Annotated in this window: 13 protein-coding genes; 1 reads left to right on the forward strand and 12 read right to left on the reverse strand. The window is 36.2% G+C overall.

Features of this window, described 5'->3' with window-relative positions; genetic code table 11:
* Positions 1 to 151: 151 nt before the first annotated feature.
* The 10 genes from ACZ0AH_RS09685 to ACZ0AH_RS09730 form a co-directional block, all read right to left on the reverse strand.
* Positions 152 to 1,324, reverse strand: coding sequence for a glycoside hydrolase family 88 protein (locus ACZ0AH_RS09685; RefSeq protein WP_463475592.1), 1,173 nt, complete (start codon positions 1,322 to 1,324; stop codon positions 152 to 154).
* Positions 1,325 to 1,700: 376 nt separating this feature from the next.
* Complete coding sequence (locus ACZ0AH_RS09690; RefSeq protein ID WP_463475593.1) at positions 1,701 to 5,807, reverse strand: two-component regulator propeller domain-containing protein; 4,107 nt, start codon at positions 5,805 to 5,807, stop codon at positions 1,701 to 1,703.
* 262 nt (positions 5,808 to 6,069) lie between these two features.
* A complete protein-coding gene (locus tag ACZ0AH_RS09695; RefSeq protein WP_463475594.1) occupies positions 6,070 to 7,710 on the reverse strand; it encodes a DUF4955 domain-containing protein in 1,641 nt (546 codons plus the stop codon).
* Positions 7,711 to 7,874: 164 nt separating this feature from the next.
* The gene (locus ACZ0AH_RS09700) at positions 7,875 to 9,248 is read right to left on the reverse strand and encodes an MFS transporter (protein ID WP_463475595.1); all 1,374 of its coding nucleotides are present in this window, start codon (positions 9,246 to 9,248) and stop codon (positions 7,875 to 7,877) included.
* Positions 9,249 to 9,347: 99 nt separating this feature from the next.
* Complete coding sequence (gene uxaC / locus ACZ0AH_RS09705) at positions 9,348 to 10,760, reverse strand: glucuronate isomerase (RefSeq protein ID WP_463475596.1); 1,413 nt, start codon at positions 10,758 to 10,760, stop codon at positions 9,348 to 9,350.
* A 155-nt stretch (positions 10,761 to 10,915) separates the two neighbouring features.
* Entirely contained in the window at positions 10,916 to 12,100 is a 1,185-nt protein-coding gene (uxuA, locus tag ACZ0AH_RS09710) for a mannonate dehydratase (RefSeq protein ID WP_463475597.1), read from the reverse strand.
* Between the two features lie 152 nt (positions 12,101 to 12,252).
* On the reverse strand, positions 12,253 to 13,065 hold the full coding sequence (locus ACZ0AH_RS09715) for an SDR family oxidoreductase (RefSeq protein ID WP_463475598.1): 813 nt from the start codon (positions 13,063 to 13,065) through the stop codon (positions 12,253 to 12,255).
* Positions 13,066 to 13,073: 8 nt separating this feature from the next.
* Positions 13,074 to 13,742: a beta/alpha barrel domain-containing protein gene (locus ACZ0AH_RS09720; RefSeq protein ID WP_463475599.1), complete on the reverse strand. Its 669-nt coding sequence runs from the start codon at positions 13,740 to 13,742 to the stop codon at positions 13,074 to 13,076.
* A gap of 5 nt (positions 13,743 to 13,747) precedes the next feature.
* Positions 13,748 to 14,197 carry a NanQ anomerase/TabA/YiaL family protein gene (locus ACZ0AH_RS09725; protein ID WP_463475600.1) on the reverse strand — a complete coding sequence of 150 codons (450 nt, stop codon included), beginning with the start codon at positions 14,195 to 14,197 and terminating at the stop codon, positions 13,748 to 13,750.
* Between the two features lie 162 nt (positions 14,198 to 14,359).
* Positions 14,360 to 15,367 carry a PfkB family carbohydrate kinase gene (locus ACZ0AH_RS09730; protein ID WP_463475601.1) on the reverse strand — a complete coding sequence of 336 codons (1,008 nt, stop codon included), beginning with the start codon at positions 15,365 to 15,367 and terminating at the stop codon, positions 14,360 to 14,362.
* A gap of 151 nt (positions 15,368 to 15,518) precedes the next feature.
* Between ACZ0AH_RS09730 and ACZ0AH_RS09735 the strand changes: the two genes are divergently transcribed.
* Positions 15,519 to 16,529, forward strand: coding sequence for a LacI family DNA-binding transcriptional regulator (locus ACZ0AH_RS09735; protein WP_463478101.1), 1,011 nt, complete (start codon positions 15,519 to 15,521; stop codon positions 16,527 to 16,529).
* A 208-nt stretch (positions 16,530 to 16,737) separates the two neighbouring features.
* Here ACZ0AH_RS09735 and ACZ0AH_RS09740 read toward each other — a convergent pair whose 3' ends face one another.
* Positions 16,738 to 17,907, reverse strand: a complete 1,170-nt coding sequence (locus ACZ0AH_RS09740; RefSeq protein WP_463475602.1) for a DUF4861 family protein — start codon at positions 17,905 to 17,907, stop codon at positions 16,738 to 16,740.
* An 11-nt stretch (positions 17,908 to 17,918) separates the two neighbouring features.
* Positions 17,919 to 18,710, reverse strand: coding sequence for a gluconate 5-dehydrogenase (locus ACZ0AH_RS09745; protein ID WP_463475603.1), 792 nt, complete (start codon positions 18,708 to 18,710; stop codon positions 17,919 to 17,921).
* Positions 18,711 to 18,712 lie beyond the last annotated feature (2 nt).

The following is an 18,712-nucleotide window of genomic DNA, read 5'->3' on the forward strand; positions in this document are numbered from 1 at the left end:
AAAAAACAAAAGCGCAAAAGTATAAAATGTGTTGTTATAGTGGTATGGTCGTTTTTTCATTGCTTTTTTTATAGGTTCAAAGGCGCAAAGCTCTCAGGTTCAAAGGCTCTAAACCTTTGTCACTTTGCAACTCGGAACCTTTGTTACTTTGTTACTTTTTTCTTAATAATGCTTCCAGAAAATAATAATCGGCATAAACAATAGGTTCGTCAATTTCATCGTGTTTTGGCCAGTTTCCGGTACTGTGATTTAGTATAAAAGGCGCTTTTATGTCGCTGCTTAAAATATATTTTTCAGAACTTAAAGAAGTCATTATTTTATCGGCGAAAGCCAAATAACTTTTATTATTGGTATACCCATAAAGTTCATATAAACCCGAAGCCATAATCGCTGCTGCAGAAGCATCACGAGAGGCATTTGGAATCGCAGGATCTTTAAAATCCCAATACGGAATTCCGTCTTCCGGTAAGTTTTTATTCGTCATAAAGAATTTTGCAGTCGCTTCGGCTTGTTTTAAATAAGCTGGATCTTTCGTATACCTGTACGACATCGTAAAACCATAAACCGCCCAGCTTTGTCCGCGCGCCCAAACCGAATCGTCATTATAACCCTGAAGTGTCGTTTTCTTTCTTACAGCTCCTGAAGTTGGGTCATAATCAATAACATGATAACAGCTATTATCTGCTCTAAACTGATTTTTTAAAGTAGCATTGGCATGCTGGATCGCAATTTCCTGATACTTTTTATTTCCTGATAATTTAGACGCTTCAAAAAGCAGCTCCAAATTCATCATATTGTCAATGATTACGGGATAATCCCAAGCTTGCTTATTAAAATCCCAGGATCTTATCGCGCCCACTTTGTCATTAAAGCGAGTGCACAAAGTTTCGGCTCCTTTAAGGATAACATCTTTATATTCTTGTTTGTTTTCGACTTTTAGTGCTTGTCCAAAACTGCAAAACACTTTGAATCCAACATCGTGAGAAGTACGGTTCATACTTTCTTTTTCACTAAAAGGCGTCCATTTTTCGGCTTGTTTTTTATAAGCTTCATCACCTGTCAATTGGTACAATTGCCATAAGTTTCCGGCAAAGAATCCGCTGGTCCAGTCAGTTGACGGGACTTTTTTAATTACATCGGTTTTGATCGTTATACTGCGTGGTACCAGTTTTGAGTCAACCGGATAATCGAGCAGCATTTTGTATCTCTCCTTTAAGAGATTTTCTGTGTTTACTGTAACTTTTGTTTGAGAATTAATTCCGGATTTGCACGCTGCCAGCAGTGCAAACCCCAGAATTAAAGAAATGAAACTAACTTTATTCATACTTACTAATTAATCTACTGTTTAATAACCAGGTTGTTTTATGCTAAATTAGGATTTATTGCTAACTCAGTTCCTGGGAAGGGGAAATAAAAAATCTTTCTTTGGATCAAAATTCTAATCTTCTTTTGTCAATAATCATTTTTTCTAAAATCAGATTGCGATAATACGGGCTTTAGATTTGATTAATATCAGAGAAAATAAAAAAGCAATAAACTCATTCCTATTATTAGTGCTACAAACAGAATTTGCAGCAATACGAATTTTGCTTTTTTAAATTTCATAAGGCAAATGTATACCTCGAGAACGATATAGAAATACAAAAAAGGGTATCTAAAAATACAGATACCCTTTTTAAACCTTGAAAACACTGGATTTTTTAAATTACTGACATTGGTTTTGAAAATTTATCAGCAAATTGTGACGGAGTTTCGCCGTATCTTTTTTGGAAACATTTGCTAAAATATTTCGGATTATTGAACCCAACTTTATAACTCACTTCTGAAACATTTAATTTATTTTGTTCCAAAAGTTGTGCCGCGCGTTTTAATCGTATTTCATGAATAAATTCGTTTGGCGTATAATTTGTCCACGCTTTTACTTTTAAAAATAACATCGTACGGCTTACACCTAATTCTGAACAGAAAAACGGAATATCAAATTGTTCGTTCGAAATATTATCTTCAACAATCTTGAATGCTTTTTTTAATAATTCCTCATCCAGCGAAGAAACCGTTATTTCTGACGGAATAAAACTGTCTTCGCTTGAAAATTTAAGTTTCAGTCTTTCTGTAGATTTCAACAGGTTTTTAACGCGAAGTTTAAATTCTATTAAATTAAAAGGTTTACTGATATAATCATCAGCGCCACTTTCCAGGCCTTCAAATTTATAAACTAATGATGATCTCGAAGTCAGTAAAATAACTGGAATATGACTCGTTTTCAGGTTTTCTTTTATTTTCGAGCAAAGTTCTGTTCCTACCATTTCCGGCATAATAACATCGCTGATAATTAAATTCGGAACGAACTGCAATGCTTTTTCAAAAGCCACTTTTCCGTTTTCAGCCTCAACAATATTGTATTCTTTTTTGAGTAAATTTTTCATAAAAGTTCGTAAAACTTTATGATCTTCGACAATTAGAATCGTTTGTTTTTCGGCATTAACTACCAAATCATCAATATCTTCCGGTTCTGTAATTTCTGAAGTTTCAAGTTGTGTTGCGTATTGTTCAATGTCATCACTGATTTTAAAATCTTCAATAATTTCACTGTCCAAAAGATGCGCACGGCCCAACGGAAGCGTTACTTTAAAAACGACGCCGCCACCGGTTTCCTTATTGGTTACATCAATTTGGCCTTTATGAAGTTTTACAATGTTTTTTACGATTGATAAACCAATTCCGGTTCCTTTATTGTAATTTTTCTGAACATTATTGTGCATCGGAACTTCAAAAAACAAATCGAAAATTTTATCAATATGTTCTTCCGCAATTCCAACTCCTGAATCTTCAACGGCAATAAATAAATTTTCGCGATCGTGGTTTATTTTAATGTTGATATTTCCGCCTTTTGGAGTATATCTAAAAGCGTTTGAAATCAAATTATAAAAAACACGTTCTAATTTATAACGGTCAAAATAAACCAGAATTTCATCTTCTGATGATTCAAAAGTATAGGTGTAACCGCCGTCTTTGGCATATTCTATAAAAGACAGAAAGATTTCTTTAGTGAATTTTACAATATTTCCGTTAGCCGATTCCAGCATAACCTGATCGTTTTCGAGTTTTCTGAAATCCATTAAACGATTAATCAGGCTTAAAAGATGATTCGCACTTCCTTCAATAACCAGCAGTTTTTTATACATTTCATTGGTTCCGTTATAATCTGCCAAGATTTGCTGCAGCGGACCTAAAATCAAAGTCAAAGGCGTTCTGAATTCATGCGAAATATTGGTGAAAAAATCCAATTTTGCCCTGTTATTTTCTTCAATACGTTTGGTTTCCAGATATTCTAATTCGAGTTTTTGTTTCAGTCTGGCTTTCGATTTCATGATCCAGATCAAACCGTATAATCCTAAACCTATTATAATTCCGTACAATAAAAAGGCCCAGATGCTGCGCCACGGAGCCGGTTTTACGATAACGGTCAAAGTAGTAGGAACTTTGTTCCAAACACCGTCATTATTGGCACCGCGCACTTCAAAAACATAAGTTCCCGGATTCTGAATGGCATACATGGCTTCCGTATTTTTTGTAAGTGTCCAGTTATTTTCCAGTCCGATTAAACGGTAGCTGTATTGATTTTTTTTGGATCGGACGTAATTAGGAATCGCAAAATTGATGGAGAAATTTGCCTTGTCATAATCCAGCGTGATGGTTTTGGTATACCCAATGCTTTTTTCTAAAATGCCTAAGGAATCATTTGGGTTTGTAGTTTCATTTTTGATTTTCAAATCCGTAATCAAAACCTGAGGTGCGTGTTGATTTATGGAAATTTTTTGGGCGTCAAAATAAGTTGCGCCGGATGGGCTTCCAAAATAAAATTTATTCGCATCAAGTTTTAAAGCCGCATTATCATTAAATTCATTATTGGTTATACCGTCTTTTTGATCATAATTTATAACTGTTTTTCGGGTAGTACTGTATTTTATAATGCCCTGATTGGTACTAATCCATAAATTTTTATCACCATCTTCTAAAATAGAATGTATGGATGTAATAACCGTATTTGCAATTTTCAGGTTAATTCTGTTAAATTTCTTTCCATCAAAATAATGCAGTCCTTTTGCTTTTGTTCCTACCCAGATTTTATTTTGAGAATCCTGAAACAAGGTCAGAATATCATCTCCGGATAAAGCAGCATCATCAAAAAGAAAATGTTTTACAACGTATTTATTCGATTTAAAATTTTGGAGCCCAATAAGATTCAGTCCGCTCAGTGTTCCTACCCAAAGTCTTTTTTGTTTGTCGACCAATACCGTTCGCACATAATTATTGGTTAGAGAATTTAACTTGTTATTCTCATTTCTAATAAATTGAAAATCTTTAGAAACAGTATTATATCGAATCAATCCTTTGCTGAAAGTTCCCATCCACAATACGCCGTTTCCTTCTGTTTTGATAGAATAAACACCCACATCTTTTAATGAATCCTTTAATTGAGGCGAAATACGGTCGTTTTCAAATTTTTTAGTTAATGTATTATAAGCAGAAATTCCTTTGGAAAAAGTTCCCATCCACAAAATATTATTCTCTGCAAACCACATTGATTTAATATCATTTATGGGCGTTTGTCCAGCTTTGTTGTTGATGTAACTCGTGGCTTCTGTATTTTTATTGTAAACCGTGATGCCGCCGCCTTCAGTTCCAAAATAAATATTCTGATTTTTGTCGGCAACAATCGAACTCACCACATCATAACTCATCGGAATCTTTTTCGAATTCTGATCGTAATTGAAGAAATTCGCGTTTGAAATATCCCACATATTTACGCCTTTATAATAACAGCCAACCCAAACAGACCCTTTTTTATCAATGAAAATCGATTTTACTTTTTCAATTCCACTGCTATGATTCGTATTACTGTTATTATTATTTATCTTTTGAATACTCTTATCTTCTCCTAAAATATAAACTCCGTCATACGCACCAATCCAGATCGAGCCTTTGCGGTCAATAGCCAAAGCACGGATTTCACTATTGATTTCCTTGTATTTTTCGTCAGATAAAAAGGAAACAAAGCTGTTTGTTGAAGGATCAAATTTTAAAAGTCCTTTGTTTTTTGTTCCAACCCAGATATTGTTAAAGCGGTCTTCGGCGATTGCTGATACATTGAGCAAATCGATATTGTTTAACGGATAATTTTTAAAAGTAAATTTCCCGTTTTTTCTACTCGTTAATACGCACAATCCTTTTGTAGACCCAATCCAGATCTGACCTTTTTTGGTTTTTAAAATGCTCAGAATATTATTGCTTGGAATCGTTGTATTATCTGTATTAGAATGAAAAGCGGCAGTGAACTGTTTTGTTTTTTTGTTATAAACCGATAATCCTTTTGAAGTGCCAAACCACATTTCATCTCCAATTTTCTTTATGCACCAAATCGTATTGCTATTCATGGCATGATTGGTTTTGTCATGTAAATACCGATCGAAAGTATTGCTGACAGGATCATAACAATTCAGTCCATTATAAGTTCCAATCCATAATTTTCCGGAATCATCTTCTTCAATAGATAAAATATCATTGCTGATCGACGTTTTGTTTGTAACATCATTCCTGAAAACGCTGAATCGGCTTCCGTCATATTTATTGAGACCGTCGCGCGTACCAAACCACATCTGTCCAAATTTATCCTGATGAATAGCAATGACAGAATTCTGGGAAAGTCCCTCAGTAGTCGAGATATTTTTAAGACGGTATTTATTTTGGGAAAATGCATTCCCTGAAATAAATAAGATTACGAGAAGAGTTACTTGATACTTCATAGCATTTAAGTTTTATTGTGAAGAGTCATTTCGCGCAAAGTTTTCTTTGTTATTGCGGATATGATTTCTCGCAAAGTCGCGAAGTCACAAAGTTTTTACCTCATTTTATGTCATTTCGACGAAGGAGAAATCTTCGCTAGAAGCTCGACAAAGATTGATCCTCATTACGGAGTTACTTGCGGAGATTTCTCCTTCGTCGAAATGACAAACACTACGCTTAGTAGTTACTTAAAAAACTTTGCGACTTCGTGACTTTGCGAGATTATTTTTTCAACCGCTTTTTCAATTGATATTCATACAGCGAAGGCACTTTTTCCATCGATGTATTTAGAAACTCAATATAAGCGTCAGGATCATATTTTACTTCGAATTTAGCATTGCCATTCACGCCAATGATTCGCGCAAATGGTCCGTCTTTCATTCCGTAAAGTAAAATGGGTTTCGTATTATCAGCTGCTTTTTCGACCTGAACATTCAGGTTCCAAAAAGTACTGAAAGGCCCGTGAGACGGTTTCCAGTAATCAGCACCGCCTCCGCCAAATAAGGCGTAACTATTATTTTTGTCCGGCGATATGTGCACCGTAATATTATCGAATAAATTTTGATGATTCGCTCCCGAATGCTGATCTAAAACCGGATCAGCAAAGATTTCGCAATTCTGATACACATTTTTAGTCGCAAAAGTGTTGAAACTTAGCGGATGAACAGCTTTATTGTAAATCTTCAGATTCTTGACCAAAACATTATGAACACCGCCCAAAGTCACCGTATAATGTGCGATATGAGCGCCATCCGTCACAATATCCTGAATTGTTACGTTCGAAATTTCTTCGCCTAAAATTCCGCTATCGGCATTTGTAATCGTAACATCGTTCACCCAGCTATTAAAAACGCGGGTTAAAAATATCGCATTATTTCCCGGTTCAACATGATGCGCGACTCTAGGAATATCAGGAAAAGTAAAACGAATATGTTCAATTCCAACTTCGTTTAAATGTTTCCATTCGACCAATTGTGCCTGATAACTTGGTTTTATGGCAATTGTCAAAGGTGTTTTTATTGTGATTTTAGAACCCGAAATTTTAGTGATTTCAACTTGTTGTCTTACGATGGGAAGTTTTGGAAAATTCCAATGATGAGAACCCGGTTTTACTTTAGCACCTTTATATAAATCTTTAATGATTTCGCCGTTTTCTCCGTCTTTATTAAACAATTGAAGTTCTACAATATCACCAACTTTTAAACCTTTAACTTCTGAAACATTAATGATATGTTCGCCCATATTTCCGGAACTTACTTTAGCCAGAAAACTTGGTGTTGGTTCGTATTTATCCAAATATGATTTTACACGTTCACCCGGAATCTGAGTCCATATAAAACCGCCCGACCAGGCATATTGTGAGAAAGGCAAATCGATATTATTTTCAGGTTCGCGTTGTCTTTTATCAAGCGTGGTGAGATATTCCCGAAGTTCAGCCAATGATTCCGGATTTTTGAGATACATCATAGGTCTTGGGCAATAAATCTCAGTTCCGTTTTCGCCAGTTCTTGCACCGCGAAGTACAAAATTGCTTCTTTCGATATATACAATATCACTCAGAATTAGTTGCCCTGCCGGCAATTGCAAAATCACATTTCCTTCAACTGCATTTGCGGCTTTTACAGCTTTTAATAAAGCTTTAGAATCATCTAAACCGTCATTCGCTTTTACGCCAAAATCTACAGCATTTATTATTTTTCCTGCAGTTTCAGGAATTTGGCTTTCGCCGAAATGATAGCCCGCATAACTAAAATCCGGCAGATAATTCGTGACCGGTTTTTGCGTCAGGATTTTAGGCAATTCCTGACCAATCGCATTTATGCCGATGAAAAGACTATAGATAATAAGGGCTTGACGTTTCATATTTTTTTTTTGAGAGATGGGACACGGATTTTACGGATTGAACGGGTTTACATAGATTGTTTTCAAACACCTTTGTCAAAGTTTAAAACTTTGACAAAGGTTACGTGAAGTGACAAAAAACCAGCATAAACCCGTTTAATCCGCCAAATCCGTGGGCTAACACATTATAAATCTGTAATCAATTTATATTTAGGAACCAACGTTTTCATGATCGCCCAGGCAATCAAATACGCAACGGCACAAAGCACAAACATGATGGTATATCCAGTCTCAATATGTCCTAATCCTTCGTAATAATCAAACAAAGCACCGCCTAATTTAGATACCAGAACACCGCCAAGTCCGCCGGCCATTCCGCCAATTCCTATGATAGAACCAATTGCTTTTTTAGGAAACATATCAGAAACAGTTGTAAAAATATTAGCCGACCAAGCCTGATGTGCCGAAGCTCCAACGCCAATTAAAACAACAGGCATCCAGAAACTGATATGACCCAAAGGCTGCGCCAGAAGTACAAATAAGGGAAAAAGCGCAATGATAAGCATCGCTTTCATTCGGGCTTCATAAGGATTGTGACCTTTCTTGATAAAATACATCGGGAAATATCCGCCGTAAATACTTCCAACCATAGTCATACTATATAAAACCGCTAACGGAACCGTGATTTCGGTTTTTTCCATACCGAATTGTGCTTCTAAATATTTTGGTAACCAGAATAAAAAGAACCACCAAATTCCGTCAGTTAAGAATTTTCCAATCGCAAAAGCCCAGGTTTGTTTGTAGCTTAAAAGTTTTAGCCAGGAAATTTTTTCAGGTTTTGCATTTTCTTGTAGAACGTCTTGAGGAACATCTTCTTCACAGATATAATCCAGTTCAGCCTGCGACATTCTCTTTTGGTTTCTTGGTTTTTCATATAAAAAATACCAGAAAAACATCCAGATAAAACCAATGGCTCCAATAATAATAAAAGCCATTTGCCAGCCCCAATGTACGGCAATCCAAGGCACGGTGATAGGCGCCAGAATTGCTCCAACATTCGATCCCGAATTGAAAATTCCGGTAGCTAATGATCGTTCTTTTTTAGGAAAATATTCTGCCGTAGCTTTTATCGCCGACGGGAAATTTCCGGCTTCACCAAAACCCAGAAAAGCTCTCGAAATCATAAAACCGGCAATAGAAACTGGAACAGCGCCAATACCAACCCAAACTAATATGTTGTTAAAAGTACTTCCAATCGGGATTGCGTAAGCGTGCATAATTGCACCAATCGACCAGATAAAAATAGCCAGAATATAGCCTAATTTTGTACCCAATTTGTCGATTAATCTTCCTGCAAATAACATTGAAAGCGCATAAACAAACTGAAAAACAGCGGTTATATTTGCATAATCCGTATTACTCCAGTTAAATTCTTCAGATAGGCTTGGAGCCAGTAAACTCAGTACTTGTCTGTCCAGATAATTCACTGTAGTGGCAAAGAAAAGCAGTCCGCAGATAGTCCAGCGATACTTTCCGATTGGTTCGTTTTTGATAGTCATGATAGTTAGTTAAGAGCATTTTTGTTTTTATATTGTAAAAGTTTGGGGTGGTTATAAAAAGGTTTTTAGACTTTTTTCCTCAAACTGAAATCTTGTTTTTTATTCTTTAAATTTAAAGTAGCGTTCAGCATTCTTGCTGCAGATATTTTTAACCAATTCTCCAATTAAATTGATATCATTTGGCAACTGCCCATTTTCAACTTCGTTTCCTAAAATATTACATAAAATACGACGGAAATATTCATGACGCGGAAACGATAAAAAGCTTCTCGAATCTGTTACCATTCCCACAAATCGGCTTAATAAACCAAAATTTGATAACACATTTAATTGTTTTTCCATTCCGTCTTTTTGATCCAAAAACCACCACGCGGCTCCGTATTGCATTTTTCCGGGAATCAAATCATCATTAAAATTTGCCGCCATAGATGCAAAAACTTCATTGTCACGCGGATTCAAATTATAGACAATTGTTTTGGTCAAGCCGTTGGCAGAATTCAGTTTATCAAAGAAACCGCTCATATTATCGGCCATATTCAGATCTCCAATAGAATCAAATCCCTGATCCGGACCAATGGATTGCATCATTTTGCTATTATTGTTTCTGATCGCACCTACGTGAAATTGCTGCGCCCAGGATTTTTTATGATTCATCAGAGCAATCTCAAAAAGTACCGCCGATTTGAATTTTTCGATTTCAATCGTACTCAATTCTGAAACCTTTAATCCTTTCTGAAAAATAGATTCTATCTCAGATTCCGTATAGGTTGACGCATAAAATTTAATATGTCCGTGATCCGAAATTCGGCAGCCCATTTCATGAAAAAAGTCATGTCTAATTGATATCGCTTTTATAAACGAAGGATATTCTTTTATAGAAAAACCAACAGCAGCTTCCAGTTTTTGAACCCAGTTTACAAACAATTGTCCTTTCTCAATCTCCGTTGCTTTATCCGGTCTGAAAGAAGGCAAAACCGAAATTTCAAACTCATCGTCACGAAGCTTTTGATGAAATTGCAAATCATCCGTAGGATCATCCGTAGTTCCTACAACCTTCACATTCATTCTTCTAAGTAAATTTTTGACACTGAATTCAGGCTTTTTTAGCAATTCATTGCAAGTATCATAAATTTCCTTAGCGGTTTCTTTATTCAATAATATATCAATTCCAAAATAACGTTTCAATTCCAGATGCGACCAGTGATACAACGGATTTCGTAAAGTATGCGGCAGGGTTTCAGCCCATTTTTCAAACTTTTCAAAATCAGAAGCATCTCCCGTAATATATTTTTCAGAAATACCATTCGCGCGCATCGCTCTCCATTTGTAATGATCGCCTTCAATCCAGATTTGAGTAATGTTTTCAAACTGACGGTCTTCGGCAATATCTTTTGGAGACAAATGACAATGGTAATCGATAATGGGTTGTGCTTTCGCAAAATCATGGTACAAGGAAACAGCCGTTTTCGTATACAGCAAAAAATCCTCGGTTATAAATTTATTTTCAGACATAAAATATTTATTTTTTGAATACATCTTGATGAATTTTCAACACGAATTTCACAGATTTGCACAAATTTTTATGATGGGCCTAGTTTGTGAAATTAATTTCACGAACGAATTAGTGCAAATTCGTGAAATTCGTGTTTATATTCAGATAGTATTTTTTATAAGCTTTTTTTGATTCCCATTTCCAGACCTCTCAACTCTGCCAAACCTCTCAAACGCCCAATTGCCGAATAACCCGGATTTGTTTTTTTGTTCAAATCATCCAACATTTGATGACCGTGATCAGGGCGCATAGGTAACGAACTATTATTTCTTTTTTCAACCTCGATAATCGCTTTTACGACTTCGTACATATCTACATCGCCTTCAAGATGATTGGCTTCAAAAAAACTGCCTTCTTCGTCTCTTTCCGTACTTCTCAAGTGAATAAAATTCATTTTATCGCCGTGACGTCTCACAATTCCCGGTAAATCATTATCCGCTCTTACCCCGTAAGAACCCGTACACATCGTGAACCCATTTGATTTTGAATCGGCTGCAGCCATCAATTCCATTAAATCTTCCTCTGTGCTCACCACTCTTGGCAATCCCAAAATAGGGTAGGGCGGATCGTCAGGATGAATCGCCATCACAACACCTTTGCTTTCGGCAACGGGAATAATTTCTTTCAAAAAGAAGAAAAGATTTTGCTTTAAAGCCGCTCTGTCAATATGATTATATCCGCTTAAAGTCACCAGAAAATCTTCAACAGAATACGCTTCTTCAGCTCCCGGAAGTCCAGCCAGAATATTTTGCTGTAATTTTATTTTATCAGCATCAGTCATGGCTTCAAAATATTTTGTCGCTTTTTCAATCTGCTTAGCCGAATATTCTTTTTCAGCATTTGGTCTTTTCAAAATAAACAATTCAAAAGCCGCAAAAGCATTAATATCAAAACGCAAAGCTTTTGATCCGTCCGCAGTTTCATACGCCAGATCTGTTCTTGACCAGTCTAAAACCGGCATAAAATTATAGCAAATGCATTTGATTCCGCACAGCGCTAAATTCCGAATGCTTTCTTTATAGTTTTCAATGTATTGAAGGTAATTTCCGGTTTGTTTTTTAATGTCTTCATGAATCGGAATACTTTCTACAACCGACCATATTAAACCCGAAGCACCTTTTTTAGGATCTCCGTTTTGATGCTCGATTTCAACTTTTCGTTTTATAATTTCTTCAATGCTCCAAACTTCTCCGTTCGGAATATGGTGTAATGCAGTTACGATTCCCGTTGCGCCGGTCTGTAAAATATCTTGTAAAGAAACAGGATCATTTGGTCCGAACCATCTTAATGTTTGTTCCATTTTTGATTTAGTTTTTTAATTTTGGTTTGGTTTTTTGTCTTGCAATCCCGAAGCTTCGGGACAAAACCTTGTAGGTCTAAAACTTATTATTTAATTCCAGAATCATACCTACAAGGCTTTGAAAACCTTGCAGGAAACGTCGAAATCAGATTCTAAATACTCGATGCCGAAAACCCTCCATCAACTTTGATAATCGTTCCCGTAACGAATTTTGACATATCGCTGCATAAAAACAAAAGCGCACCGTCAATATCTTCCGGTTTCCCGAATCTTCCCATTGGCGTATGATCGATGATTTTTTCACCGCGAGGTGTTAATTTTCCGTCCGGAGTCAATAATAAAGCTCTGTTTTGTTCCCCGATAAAAAATCCCGGAGAGATCGCATTTACACGAATTCCTTCGCCATATTTTGAAGCCAGTTCAACCGACATCCATTGCGTGAAATTATCAATAGCCGCTTTTGAAGCCGAATATCCAACCACTCTCGTCAAAGGTCTTTGCGCTGATGCTGATGAAATATTGATGATAATTCCTTGTTTTTGTTTGGCGAAAATCTCTGAAAATACCTGCGTTGGCAACATCGTTCCAATAATATTAAGATCGACAACTTTTTGTAAATCATCTACTTGCATATCATAAATCGCCTGATCCGGACTTATCGTTGCTCCGGGCATATTTCCGCCCGCAGCATTGATCAAAATATCAAGCCGACCGTATTTTTCTACGATAAAATCCCTTGCTTTTTCAAGTTCTTCCTTATTTAAAACATTCGCCTGAACCGCAAAAGCTTGTCCGCCATTGCTTTTTATTGTTTCTACGGCTTTATTGGCTTTTTCAATCGATTGAGAAACGATTCCAGTGATAACGCCTTGTTTTGCCAATACATTTGCAAAATTGCTTCCCAATACTCCGGCACCGCCTGTAATAAGAGCAATTTTACCTTTTAGATTAAATATTGAATCCATATTTTATTTTATGATTGTTTTTGTATAATCTGAACGATCTCTATGGCTTTTTTGACCTCATTTTCTATCAGATCGTAATCTCCGTCTTCCATGCGTTTTTTACTGATTAGTTTACTTCCCAATCCCACAGCAGAAACTCCTGCAGAAAACCAGCTATTAATACTGGTATGAGTCGTTTCAACACCGCCTGTTGTCATAAACTGAAGAGATGGAAAAATGTCTTTTATACTGCTCAAAAATTCAGGACCCAGAATATTTCCAGGGAAAAGTTTAATGAATTTTATTCCCGCATTTTCAGCTGCAATGATTTCTGTTGGCGTCATACAACCCGGAGTATATAATAATTCCTTGCTTTTTACGAAATCAGCCACTTCAGGAACAAAACCAGGACTTATAAAAAAATCAGCGCCAATATTGTAAAATGCTGTAGCCTGATCCAGATTTTTTATAGTTCCGATGCCTAGTAACATTTCAGGCATTTCAATATTTCTTACGGCAACCATTTTCTCAAAATTCGGCAATGCTTCAGAACCTCTGTTGGTATATTCTACAGCCCTGATTCCGCTTCTGTAAAGTGAGCGTAGAACTTCGATACTAATATTTTCATCGCTATTAAAATACAAAGGCAAAATCCCTTGTTTTGAGATAACTTCAATCGTGTTTTGAATCGTGTTCATGACTTTTATATTTTAACTTTAATTACGATTTTTTTCAATAATCCTTCGCCAATCATGGCTGCGTGAACATCTTCTGGAAATAATATGGCAAATTGTTTTTCCTGTAATTCAAAGAACATATCCGGCTTATCATGAAAAAAACGTACGTCTCTTTCAGCACTATAATCCCCGTTTGGGCTGATGCATTTTTCTCTTGGTTTCCACGCAAAAGTTTCCGGTCCTTTTATCGAAATCTGAATGTCGATATTTTGGTCATGGCATTCAAAACCTTTAATACTTTCTTCTTTGGTAGTTCCTTCGCCCACAATTACGATCACTTTTAAACCCTCGGCAATTTCAAAAGATCCTTCTTCAAGAATGGTAATATCATTTTGACGGACATAATCAAAAGCTTTTTTGAAATTGGGATGTAAACCGTAATATTTGGCTGCATTGTGTAATGAATCTACTATCATTTTTTTAAGTTTTATATTTGATTCTCTCGCAAAGTCGCGAAGACGCTAAGGTAATAAGTAATAAAAACTTTGCGACTCTGCGACTTTGCGAGATTAAATAATTTGTATGAAAAATAAATCTGTGTTAATCCGTTAAATCCGCACAATCAGTGGGCAATAAAGTTATCGAATGACCCTTCCGCCACTAGCACCATTCATCAAAGCCGTAATATCATTTACGCTCGATAAATTAATATCTCCCGGTATCGAATGTTTCAGGCATGAAGCGGCAACCGCATATTCAAGCGTATCCTGATATGATTCCGGCCAGGTAATTAATCCGTAGATTAATCCCGCCATAAAGGCATCTCCGGCACCAATTCTATCAATAATATGAGAAATTTTATATTCTTTAGATTTTAAAAGTTTTCCATTATTCCATAAAACAGCACCAATTGTATTTGATGAAGCATTGGCGTCATAGCGCATAGTAGAAACAATCGTTTTTAGTTTTGGAAATTGTTTTTTCCATTTATTAAAGACAGCATCAATACTTTCTGATTCTTCAATTTTGATACCCAGACATTTTTCAGAATCATCTGAACCCCCTAATAAAACATCACAATATTGAACCAAATCCGGCATTATTTCAGAAGCTTTTTTGCCATACTTCCATAATGTTGGACGGTAGTTTAAATCAGCTGAAATCGTTAATCCTAATTTCGAAGCGGCTTCAAGAGCTTCTTTGCATACAATAGCAAGATCTTCGGTTAACGATGGCGTAATTCCCGACCAATGAAACCAATCTGCATCTGCAAAAATAGTTTCCCAATCGATCATTCCTTTTTTAAGATGTGCGAAAGAAGAAGCGTCTCTGTCATATAAAACTTTCCCCGGTCTTTCAGACGCGCCATGTTCAAAATAATAAACACCCAAACGGCTTCCTTGTTTTACCGAAACAGGTTCAACGCCATACGATTTCAATTCGCTTAAAGCGGAATCTCCTAATTCATTATCAGGAACAGAAGTCACGAATTTTACATCACATCCAAAAAGAGCCAACGATGCCCCAACATTTGCTTCGGCACCGCCATAATGTGCTTCAAATGTTCTCGATTTGTATAATTTGTTATAGTTTGGAGGTGAAAGTCTCAATAAAATTTCACCAAAAGTTATGATTCTTTTTGACATCTGTGTAATTTTACGTGTACGCACACGGGTTGTTGCAAATGTATATAAAAAGTTAAGTAAAACAACTTATCTTTCATAAAAAAAATTAATTTTACAATCTTATAGGAAAATTTTTAACTTAAAAAGAATCAATATCATAACGATTAAAAAAATTGCAGCACTAGCCAATGTTTCGCCCGGAACAGTTGACAGAATTATCCATAATCGTGGACAGGTTACTCAGGATAATGTCGACAAAGTCAATGCTATAATCGAGCAATATGGTTATAAACGAAATATTCTGGCGAGTAATCTGGCCTTGAATAAGAAATTTCATTTTGCGGTTTTCCTGCCAAAATATGAAGATCTGGAATATTGGAAAAGTCAGATTTCAGGAATCGAAAAAGCCGCGGTAGAATTCAGTAAATTCGGAATTGTGCTAGATTATTTCTTTTATGATTTCAGTGCTGCTTCCTTTAAGGAATCGGTCAAAAAAGTATTGGAATTTGATTGCGACGGATTACTTTTTGCACCTATTTTTTATGAAGAATCGGTTCGTTTTTTGAACGAATATGAAAAAAAAAATATTCCGGTTGTCATGATCGATTCTAATATTTCAAGCAATGAAGAGCACGCCTATGTGGGACAAGATGCTTTTCAGAGTGGCTATTTGGCGGGAAGATTAATTAGTTTTGCCGTAAAAAACGAAAGGCAAATCCTGATTTTTAAGATTACCAGAGAAATAGAAAGTACATCGGTTTATTTACAGCGTATCGACGGATTTTATTCGTTTTTTAAAGATCATAACGAACTTACGAATTTTAAATTCTCAGAAGTTACCATCAAAGATTCCGGAATTGATCAGTTAAATCTGGAGATGTTCTCCGGAATAAATAGCGTTTTTGTACCCAATTCCCGTGCGTATATTGTTGCTCGATTTTTAGAACAAAACCACATAAAAGGCGTCCGAATTATTGGTTATGATTTACTAAAAGATAATATCGAATACCTGAACAAAGGGGTAATTGATTTCCTGATCAACCAAAGACCCGAAGAACAGGGCTATATGGGAATTAATCATTTATACAAAAAATTAGTGTTGCAGGAACCTGTTGAAAACACGCATTATATTCCGCTGGAGATTATTTTGAAGGAGAATTATTTTCCGGCTAAGAAATCGTGAAATTTTGCCCACGGATTTGGCGGGTTTGAACGGGTTTACGCGGATTTTGTCATTGCGAGGAACGAAGCAATCTCACTTGCTAAATCAAACTTTGTGTCTTATTGTTAGTGCGGTTGCTTCGTTCCTCACAATGACAAAAAAAGCGAATAAAATAAAAACAAACCAGCGAAAACCCGTTTAAATCCGTCAAATCCGTGGGCAAAAAAAACTACTTCTTAACCTTCACAACAAGCGGATTATTAATCTTGCTAGCAAACGAAGTCAAATACGTTTCCCATTCTTGTTTCGTTTGAAACGGACTTCCTTTTTTCCATCCGAAACCAACATAATAGATTACTTTGTTATTTTTTACGTTTAAGTTTGCGTATAAATTACTTAAGTCTTTATCGTTGGTAATATAGTTGTCAAAACTCGTTAAAGTACCTTTTGGGGCAACTAATGCCGTTCCTAATTCTGAATCGTCAAGAGGTTCCCAATGGCTGATCCAGCCTTCTTTGACATTGGTTCCAATCGTTCCTTTTTTGTCATGAAGCGTTAATCCGGCAGCGATTTCTTTTGTGCCTTTAATATTGATTTCAAAACGGGAAAAGTAACTTCCGTAGTCCAAGCTAATTAGTTTAGATTCGGTTATTTTATTGCCTTTTGCATCCCAATCCGCATACGTTAGGATAAAACTCGTTCTGATTGGTCCTGTGGTGATGGTTTTCCAAGTGGTAAAATTCTTTGAGAAATAGTATTTATTATCCACTTTTACGGCAATTCCGCCAAGACCACGGCTATCTCCAACATGAAAATTATCCAAACCTTCGCCCGTATCTTTATGATACGTTCCGGTTCCTAAAGTTGCTTTTTCGTACCATTTATTGATAATCGGGTAATCGACTCTTTTTAGCCATGCGTCGATTCCGCTGGTCAAAGTTCCGCCTTCAATATGATCTTCGACCATTTTTTGAGCAACCGGACCATAAGTTCTAAAAGCTACTTTGTTGTTTTCCCATGCATAATCATCGGTCCTTTCCGGAACAAATCTGGAATAACAGCTAACTGTTTTGTCTGGATTTGGATTTGTTGCAGTCGAAACCACAAAATCCTTATGTGAAGAAGCACTTATTTTGGGTTGAAATAATAATACATCAACAACACCATCTCCATTATTATCTACAGATTGAATGGTTAAAAATGCATTACTACTGATTTCTTTAACGGTATAATCTTCAAGTTTAGCCGAAGAAGGCAATCCGAGCGATTTTTTAGTCAGTTCAATCGTTTCAAATTCCCTGTCAACAGCAAGAGAATTGGTTACGGTTACGATTTTGCTTTGCGAATGAATGGCAAAACTGCTTGCCAGAATTGCGGTTAATAAAAGATGTTTTTTCAAAATTTGAGGGTTTAGTTTTCGTTAGAAGGTTTGCCAATTGTAGCCAGAATTCCGCCGTCTACATATAAAATGTGACCGTTTACAAAGTCACTTGCTTTAGAAGATAAAAATATTGCTGCTCCGGCTAAATCACCGGGATCACCCCATTTTGCAGCAGGAGTTCTGCTTATGATAAAATCGTTAAACGGATGTCCGTCAACTCGAATAGGTTTTGTTTGTTCAGTTGCAAAATAGCCTGGGCCAATTCCGTTGATTTGTACGTTGTATTTTGCCCATTCTGTTGCCATGTTTTTGGTCAGCATTTTCAAACCGCCTTTTGCAGCAGCATACGCACCAACGGTATTTCGGCCCAGTTCGCTCATCATCGAACAGATATTAATGATTTTACCTTGCCTTCTTTCGATCATTCCTTTTGCAACGTGTTTGGAAACAATAAAAGGAGAAACCAAATCGATATCAATTACCTCTTTAAAATCAGCAACTTCCATTTCGATTAACGGAATTCTTTTGATGATTCCGGCATTGTTAATCAGAATTGCAATTGGTCCAACTTCACTTTCAATTTTCTTTACAGCTTCAATCACTTCTTTTTCATCGGTTACATTAAATTTATAACCAACAGCTTTTATTCCTTCACTTTGCAGTTCCTTTACGGCATCGTCAATTTTTTGCTGAGAAGAGTTTCCGTTCACGATAATGGTCGCTTCGGCCTGACCTAAACCTTTTGCCATTGCCATTCCCAATCCGTGTGTGCTTCCTGTAATCAGGGCAATTTTTCCTTTTATATCAAATAAATTCGTCATTT

It is taken from the genome of Flavobacterium sp. AC105 (genome assembly GCF_979258495.1).

Excerpts from the sequence above, each read along its gene's own strand:
- ACZ0AH_RS09690 (WP_463475593.1), bottom strand. The coding sequence starts at position 5,807 with ATGAAGTATCAAGTAACTCTTCTCGTAATCTTATTTATTTCAGGGAAT.
- uxuA (WP_463475597.1), bottom strand. The coding sequence starts at position 12,100 with ATGGAACAAACATTAAGATGGTTCGGACCAAATGATCCTGTTTCTTTA.
- ACZ0AH_RS09730 (WP_463475601.1), bottom strand. The coding sequence starts at position 15,367 with ATGTCAAAAAGAATCATAACTTTTGGTGAAATTTTATTGAGACTTTCA.
- ACZ0AH_RS09695 (WP_463475594.1), bottom strand. The coding sequence starts at position 7,710 with ATGAAACGTCAAGCCCTTATTATCTATAGTCTTTTCATCGGCATAAAT.
- ACZ0AH_RS09700 (WP_463475595.1), bottom strand. The coding sequence starts at position 9,248 with ATGACTATCAAAAACGAACCAATCGGAAAGTATCGCTGGACTATCTGC.
- uxaC (WP_463475596.1), bottom strand. The coding sequence starts at position 10,760 with ATGTCTGAAAATAAATTTATAACCGAGGATTTTTTGCTGTATACGAAA.
- ACZ0AH_RS09745 (WP_463475603.1), bottom strand. The coding sequence starts at position 18,710 with ATGACGAATTTATTTGATATAAAAGGAAAAATTGCCCTGATTACAGGA.
- ACZ0AH_RS09685 (WP_463475592.1), bottom strand. The coding sequence starts at position 1,324 with ATGAATAAAGTTAGTTTCATTTCTTTAATTCTGGGGTTTGCACTGCTG.
- ACZ0AH_RS09720 (WP_463475599.1), bottom strand. The coding sequence starts at position 13,742 with ATGAACACGATTCAAAACACGATTGAAGTTATCTCAAAACAAGGGATT.
- ACZ0AH_RS09725 (WP_463475600.1), bottom strand. The coding sequence starts at position 14,197 with ATGATAGTAGATTCATTACACAATGCAGCCAAATATTACGGTTTACAT.
- ACZ0AH_RS09715 (WP_463475598.1), bottom strand. The coding sequence starts at position 13,065 with ATGGATTCAATATTTAATCTAAAAGGTAAAATTGCTCTTATTACAGGC.